The sequence below is a fragment of the Streptomyces sp. NTH33 genome (assembly GCF_003236365.1).
Classification (GTDB): Bacteria; Actinomycetota; Actinomycetes; order Streptomycetales; family Streptomycetaceae; genus Streptomyces.
The window spans coordinates 1-1620 of the sequence record NZ_POTZ01000841.1 but is presented as its reverse complement, the minus strand read 5'-3'; the positions used below and the strand labels follow the sequence as shown (position 1 = coordinate 1620).

The window sequence follows — 1620 nt, the reverse complement described above, 5'->3', positions numbered from 1 at the left end:
GGGCCCGGGCGGGAGGTGACTCCCAGGGGCAGGTGCCCCCCGGGGCCAGGCTGGGGGGCGCCGGACGTTCACCGCACCGGACCGTTCAGAGGCGGGGGGCTTCCCGCGTCTCGTCGTGGGTGGCGGACTCGTCGGCGTGGGCTGCGGAACCGTCCGCGGGTGCCGGGGCGTCGCGGTCTTGGACCCGGCGGCGGTACTCCCCCAGCACGACCGCCGTGGCCAGTACGCCCAGGGCGATGGCGAGTTCCTTGAAGCCCCCGTAGCCGGTGATGGAGAAGCCGGTGGCGCCGACGGCCAGGATGACGGCCAGCAGCGCGGTGAGGAACCAGGCCAGCGGCACGAAGAAGTCGGGGAGCCGGATCGGGCGTGCCAGGTCGGGGCGGTCCCGGCGCAGCAGCGCGAAGCCGGAGATCGCCAGGATGTGGGTCAGGATGTAGCCCAGGTTGCCGGTGACGATGATCGCCAGCGGCGTCTTGAGCACCACCAGCACGATCACGTTGAGCACCAGCGCGACGGTGAGCGCGCGTGCGGGTACTCCGCGCCGGTTGAGCACACCGACCTGACGGATCGTGACGCCCTGCCGGCCCATGTCGTACAGCACCCGTGAGCCGTCGGCCAGTCCGGTGATCATGATGAGCAGCAGCGAGGCGATGAGGAACACGATCATCAGGTCGGCGGCCCCGCCGACCAGGTCGTGGAAGGCGCCGACGTAGAACGCGATCGGATCGTCGCCGATCCTCTTCTCGCCGACGTAACCCGAGAGCGCCAGCGGCAGCAGGACGAAGACACCGAGGCAGAACAGCACTCCCGCGCGCAGCGCCCGGGAGGTGTCCCGCACGGTCTCCTTGTACTCGGGGGCGAAGGTCGCGCACACCTCCACGCCGAAGGACGTCCAGGCCATGATGTACAGCCACACCAGGGCCTCGCGGAGCCCGCTCATACCGTGCAGGTTCCAGTGCAGGCCGGCCGTGCTCCAGTCGCCGGAGAGGAACGGCCCCACGACGAAGACGGCGAGGGGGATCAGCAGGATGCCGCCGGTCACGTAGACCACCCACATCGCCGCGTGCAGGCCGTACATCGCGGCCGCGTACAGCAGCCCAATGACGACGAGGCCGATCACGATCGGCAGGCTCAGCTCGGCCACGCCCAGGTCGAGTGTCCAGGTCTGGCCGGGGAACCACTGGGCCTGCACCAGGGAGCCGATGATGCCCGCGTACACCGACAGGGCGGTCGTCCAGGGAAGCCAGTAGCCGATGCCGGCCAGGGCCCCGACGGCGGGCATCCGGCTGCGCCAGCCCTCGGTGGCGTAGTGCGCGATACCGCCCGAGGAATCGGGGAACATCGCGGCCATCTCGGTGTAGATCCAGTTGGTGGCGGTGGCCAGCACCATGGACACCGTCCACAGGGCGATCGCGCCCCATGCGCCGAGCCCCCCTATGGAGGCCCCCAGGGAGGCGATGAGCGCGGCCGGCATGGTCAGCGACATGGCGAACCCGTCGTACCAGCGCATCTTCTTGGCGAGGGCAGGTTGCTCGGGCATGGGTCTCCTTCGGACGGAGAGCGGTGGCAGAGCCTGAAGGGAAGAGCCGAGTGGGGAGAGCCGGGTGGGAAGAGCCGGGT

General features: G+C 70.2%; 1 protein-coding gene. It reads right to left on the bottom strand.

Features of this window, described 5'->3' with window-relative positions:
- Window positions 1–85: 85 nt before the first annotated feature.
- Complete coding sequence (locus C1I97_RS36840) at window positions 86–1540, bottom strand: APC family permease (RefSeq protein WP_111007231.1); 1455 nt, start codon at window positions 1538–1540, stop codon at window positions 86–88.
- Between the last annotated feature and the right edge of the window lie 80 nt (window positions 1541–1620).

Coding starts and splice junctions, on each gene's coding strand:
- C1I97_RS36840 (WP_111007231.1), bottom strand. CDS start 1,540: ATGCCCGAGCAACCTGCCCTCGCCAAGAAGATGCGCTGGTACGACGGG.